The following is a 5,001-nucleotide window of genomic DNA, read 5'->3' on the forward strand; positions in this document are numbered from 1 at the left end:
GGGTTGGGTTTTGTTTATGTTGAAAGTTGTTGAAGAAGAGAAAGCTGCATCATTGTATAAACGAATGAATGACGCCGGATGCGTTTTCAAGTTTGTTGTTCTTGCACCTGAATTTTCTATAGAAGTAGATGAAACCACGCATCGGCAAGCGTTGACGGCGCTTCATGATGCGCTGATGAAGGAGATGAGGCAGTGGCACGAAAATCTCACGAAGAATCCAGAGTATGAGGACTTTCCGGAGCCACTGATCAGTTGGGATCTAGAAAGCGCCGTAGCTACTCCCTTGAACCGGGATGAGATACGGAGTCTGACCTTGACTGAAAGAACCGATATTTTTGAGCGGTTCGCGTTGTACGCCTGTTTTCTGAATCCGCCATATCGTGCGCGATTTAAAAAAGGGAAGAAGGAAGCACAATCCGTCTTTAATGAATGGTGCGAACTCCTTGGTTTAAACGAATCAGATGATGTTTCAGTTGTCAACTGGGTAGAAGAATACAGTACGGGTATACATTGCAATGACGACTCCGCTTCAAGTGTAGAACCATGGAGTAATTACTTTAATTCGGGTTTGGAGTGGTGGGGTGTGTGGTGCCTGACGATCTGGAATCCCAAGCGTCAAACACTCAGTGCACTTATCGCCAGCACAACAGACTGAATCAGAAGGTGTTTAAAACATTCCGTGATGACTGCGAAATTTCTGGGCGACGTCGTCGGAAGTTTCCTTCAAGTCGTAGCGGTTTCCATGAACTGGTGCGCATCGGGTCTCATCGATAGTCTTTGGTGGTCACTGCAAATTCAGTGACAGGGCGTGGAAGCCCTTCTATCGTTAGGCGCATCAAGCGCCACCAGTTCGGCGTGTTCTATCGTCTGTGTTTTATGGTGGCTGTGCGCGGGGCGCTTTCGAGTGCGCCGGGTGCCTAACGTCCCGGTCTTCCACACCTGCGTACAGCCGCCACCTATTTGCGTGGAAGTGATTTCTGGCGGCTTCAATCCATACGTTAGGACTCAAATTGATGAAAACACTTACCCCCGATCCACCCTACGTAAAACCAACCCCCCATCCCCAAAGCCGTTTCATGGCGCTCACCAGCAATTGCGACGACATGCCGACCCTGTTCGTTGACACCCAAGCGCCGCTGGATGTTTTGTATGACGCTGCCAACTACCGAATTCGCGCCGTCACCCAAGTGATGGAGAACTTGTCCATGCGCGGTTCGATCGAGTGTCAGTCCTTCATTCTTAGTGATTTTGCTTTGCTCTGCGCCATTCCGTTGCGGGATGGGTGTGATGTGCTGGATGTTCTTGGGCGGCGATTGCGCGCTCGGCCGTAGCATCGGCATAAAGAGTGATCCTTCCTGTTTGGCTGTAGGAAGGATCAGCCTTATTCATTTTGCGGATCTACTTTGGCAGGTATTGATCCTGAGATTTAATGAATGCGTTGAATTCCTTGGAGTTGTAAACCTCCAAGCAACCATAAAAGACCATTTTTTTATCAGAATGCTTGCTGACGGATGAAGTCTTTGTATAGGCATTGTTCATGTATTTCTCGGTTTCTGCGTATGGGTCGTGTGTGACTTCGAGAGTGTCTTCGTTTTGAATGATGAGATGTTGACCTTTGCCCATCGACGAGTAGGCACCAATTGCAAGACCTATATCAGACTTTACTTCTGATTCACCCTTGAATTGGCTGGAGATGCAGTTGGCTAGCCCATAATTTTTAAGCATTTCTCGAGCCTTATCGATATCGATTTCAGCAGATATGGCTCGCCCAGAAATAAGTAGCAGCGCCAGAAAAATTAACCGCGAGCGTGTCATCCCTTCAACTCCCAAAAGTTTATTTTTTCGAGCTTTACCCGTGGATTGTCATAGGTATGGCTGTCTTGTCTGTGGTAGTCACTGTCGTCACCGGTCACGCTCCCGTTCCAAAGGGTTGCGTGACCTGAGGCGTCGCTCCATCCGGTGATCTCCATAACAATGACGCCTTTTTTGCCATTGATGAAGTCTGAATTATTTTGCGTCAGAGTATGATCAGGCTCGCCCCAGTTGTGTTTAAGGAAGGCAAGAAAATCTACTACCTTCATGATATAGGGAAGCTGATCCGCTCCACTTAGCCGGTAAATGGGTTGGTTTTGTATGATTGTGCCTTTGGGGATTTTATACCCACCGTAATTGAATGCTCTGCTTATCCTCAAAGCGCAGGCATTCGCATAGGCATCAGGCTTTTCTGCTCTTGCCGCTTCGACCCCGCCTCCGACAAGTCCATATACTTCAATTGAACCTTTATGACCGACTTCTGCATAGGCGTTCCATAAGGTGCTAAACCGAGGCCTTTTAACCGAGATGCTGGAGGATACACCGCCGGAATGGATAACAACTTGAGCCATTATGCTTCCCCTTCCATGTCAATGATTTCGCTTCCAAATGCGTTTGAAATGATGGCTACACCTTTGGTCCCTACAATTCCGGTCAACGCTTTTTCGGTGGGGCCGCTAATGTTGACGGTGACCGTCTCGCCGGGCAAATATCCCGAGGTTTTTACATGAATATTCAAGTCGGTGTAAAACCGGGAAACTGACTCAACCGGCACCTGCGTATCGCCATAAGATAAGGAAATGCTGGTGATGGTCTTCGGACGATTGAGCAGGGCGGTAATGCCTGAAAAATCTGCTTTGTTGTGTTCCGCTCCGCCATATACAGATGACTGAGCGAACATCACAGTGTTGGATTGTGGAGGGCATCCACAGGCGACGTAATCACCTTCCAGGGCAACCAATCCGGCAGGTAGCGTAATGGTTCGGGGGCCGACCGCGACGATGGGGCCTTGTCCTTTGCTGCAGGCAGGACAACTCGCGATATGACCGATGGATGATGTGCTCACCGCGTAATCGATGTTGATACCGACATTTCCCTCCAGTACGGAACCTCCAGTCGATGTGGGCGCGCCGATACCAATCATTTTCCTTCCCATGTAAATCTCCATTTTTCGGGCGTCAGGTCGGCTCGATCTTCGCACTCATATGTACGCGTCAGGATGGCTCGTCTTTGGCAATATGTGACGTGATGTTGCTGCCGCGAGAGCAAGATCAAAAGATCGCAGCCTTCGGCAACTCCTACACGGACGGTGGGGTTACGATGCAGCGCAGAATACCCGCTCGGCTGTGAGGTCCTGACGTTCGCCGCCGTACAAGGTAAACTTCCCGCCCTTCGCAGGAGCAGCCATGAATTATCGTCACGCCTTCCATGCCGGCAATCACGCCGATGTGTTCAAACACCTGACTTTGACCCGCATCATCGCGTTGATGTCGCGCAAGGAGCAGCCGTTTGCCTATCTCGACACTCACGCTGGCATTGGTCTGTATGACCTGCAGGGTGATCAGGCGAGCCGTACCGGTGAGTACCTGGAAGGTATTGCGCGTTTGTGGGATCAGTCGGATCTGCCGGCGTTGACCGCTGATTACATGAAGGTGCTGCACGACATGAACCCGGATGGCCAGTTGCGCTATTACCCGGGGTCGCCGGAGTTGGCGCGGCGGCTGACGCGGCCGCAGGATCGGGTGATGCTCAATGAGAAGCACCCCGAGGACGGCTTGCTGCTCAAGGACAACATGGCGGGCGACCGTCGGGTGAAGGTGCATCTGGGTGAAGGCTGGCATGTGCCGCGTGCGATGTTGCCAGTGCAGGAGAAGCGGGCGGTGATGTTGATTGATCCGCCGTTCGAGCAGCTGGATGAGATGCAGCGCTGTGCGGCGTCGCTGAAAGAGGCGATTGGCCGGATGCGCCAAACGGTGGCGGCGATCTGGTACCCGGTGAAGGACCAGCGCCTGTTGCGTCGTTTTTATCAGGACCTGGCGGGTACGGGCGCGCCGAAGTTGTTGCGGGTCGAGTTGCTGGTGCATCCGCTGGATACGCCGAACAGCCTGAATGGCTCGGGGTTGGCGATTGCGAATCCGCCGTGGGGGCTGGAAGAGGAATTGCGTGAGTTGCTGCCGTGGTTGTCCAAGAAGTTGGGGCAGACCCAGGGTGGGTGGCAGATGGATTGGTTGATCGCAGAGAGTTGACCAGTTGCATGAGTGGCGTCTGATCGGACGCCTTCGCGGGCAAGCCCGCTCCCACAGGGTTTTATGTCGATCACAACATTGTGGTCAGACACATAACTTGGGGGAGCGGGCTTGCCCGCGATGCTTTTAGGGCCTGAAATTTAGATCGGGCAAGTCACGCCTGTACCGCCAATCCCGCAATACCCTTCAGGGTTTTTCGCCAGGTATTGCTGGTGGTAAGCCTCGGCAAAGAAGAAGGTCGGGGCTTCGTCGATTTCGGTGGTGATGGTGCCTTTGCCAGCCTTGGTCAGCTCAGCCTGGAACACTTGCTCGCTGTGCTTGGCCGCCGCGAGTTGAGTCGGGTTGGTGGCGTAGATCACCGAGCGGTACTGAGTACCGATGTCATTGCCCTGGCGCATGCCCTGAGTCGGGTTGTGCAGTTCCCAGAACATCTTCAGCAGCTCTTCGTAGCTGACTTTCGCCGGCTCGTAGACCACCAGTACCACTTCGCTATGGCCGGTCAGGCCCGAGCAGACTTCTTCATACGTCGGGTTCGGCGTAAAGCCGCCGGCGTAGCCCACCGCCGTACTGACCACGCCTTCGCGCTGCCAGAACTTGCGCTCTGCACCCCAGAAGCAGCCGAGGCCGAAGATCGCGAAATCTACGTCCATCGCGAACGGGCCCAGCAGCGGGGCGTCGTGGACGAAGTGTTTTTCCGGCACGGTCATTGGGGTTTCACGGCCAGGCAGAGCTTGTTCTTTAGTCGGGAGCACGTTTTTGTTCACCAGGATTTCCGAGCGCAGAACCATGATCAGTCCTCTCAGTCAGGTTTGAATGTAGAAAGTCAGACCGCCAGTTTGCCCAATGATGCCAAGTTAATCACTACCCCTGTGGGAGCGGGCTTGCTCGCGAAGGCGGTGTGTCAGGCAATAATGATGTCGACGGTCACACCGCCTTCGCGAGC

At 53.0% G+C, this 5,001-nt stretch carries 7 protein-coding genes; 3 read left to right on the plus strand and 4 right to left on the minus strand.

The window, feature by feature from the left end; genetic code table 11:
- The coding region (locus tag KGB03_RS02365) for a hypothetical protein (protein ID WP_317851225.1) at nt 1–655 on the plus strand (655 nt) is incomplete at its 5' end.
- Between the two features lie 358 nt (nt 656–1,013).
- The gene (locus KGB03_RS02370) at nt 1,014–1,331 is read left to right on the plus strand and encodes a hypothetical protein (protein ID WP_223526208.1); all 318 of its coding nucleotides are present in this window, start codon (nt 1,014–1,016) and stop codon (nt 1,329–1,331) included.
- Nucleotides 1,332–1,398: 67 nt separating this feature from the next.
- Here KGB03_RS02370 and KGB03_RS02375 read toward each other — a convergent pair whose 3' ends face one another.
- The 3 genes from KGB03_RS02375 to KGB03_RS02385 are packed head-to-tail and all read right to left on the minus strand — an operon-like array spanning nt 1,399 to nt 2,968.
- Entirely contained in the window at nt 1,399–1,815 is a 417-nt protein-coding gene (locus tag KGB03_RS02375) for a type VI secretion system amidase immunity protein Tai4 (RefSeq protein WP_223526211.1), read from the minus strand.
- A complete protein-coding gene (locus KGB03_RS02380; protein WP_223526213.1) occupies nt 1,812–2,384 on the minus strand; it encodes a type VI secretion system amidase effector protein Tae4 in 573 nt (190 codons plus the stop codon). Before KGB03_RS02380 ends, KGB03_RS02375 begins: the two co-directional genes overlap by 4 nt.
- On the minus strand, nt 2,384–2,968 hold the full coding sequence (locus tag KGB03_RS02385) for a PAAR domain-containing protein (protein ID WP_223526216.1): 585 nt from the start codon (nt 2,966–2,968) through the stop codon (nt 2,384–2,386). Before KGB03_RS02385 ends, KGB03_RS02380 begins: the two co-directional genes overlap by 1 nt.
- Nucleotides 2,969–3,218: 250 nt before the next feature.
- Here KGB03_RS02385 and KGB03_RS02390 point away from each other — a divergent pair, with 250 nt between their 5' ends.
- Nucleotides 3,219–4,058 carry a 23S rRNA (adenine(2030)-N(6))-methyltransferase RlmJ gene (locus tag KGB03_RS02390; protein ID WP_223526219.1) on the plus strand — a complete coding sequence of 280 codons (840 nt, stop codon included), beginning with the start codon at nt 3,219–3,221 and terminating at the stop codon, nt 4,056–4,058.
- Between the two features lie 140 nt (nt 4,059–4,198).
- Here KGB03_RS02390 and msrA read toward each other — a convergent pair whose 3' ends face one another.
- Entirely contained in the window at nt 4,199–4,846 is a 648-nt protein-coding gene (gene msrA / locus KGB03_RS02395; protein ID WP_223526220.1) for a peptide-methionine (S)-S-oxide reductase MsrA, read from the minus strand.
- Nucleotides 4,847–5,001 lie beyond the last annotated feature (155 nt).

It is taken from the genome of Pseudomonas sp. BF-B-26, assembly GCF_019956495.1.
Taxonomy (GTDB): domain Bacteria; phylum Pseudomonadota; class Gammaproteobacteria; order Pseudomonadales; family Pseudomonadaceae; genus Aquipseudomonas.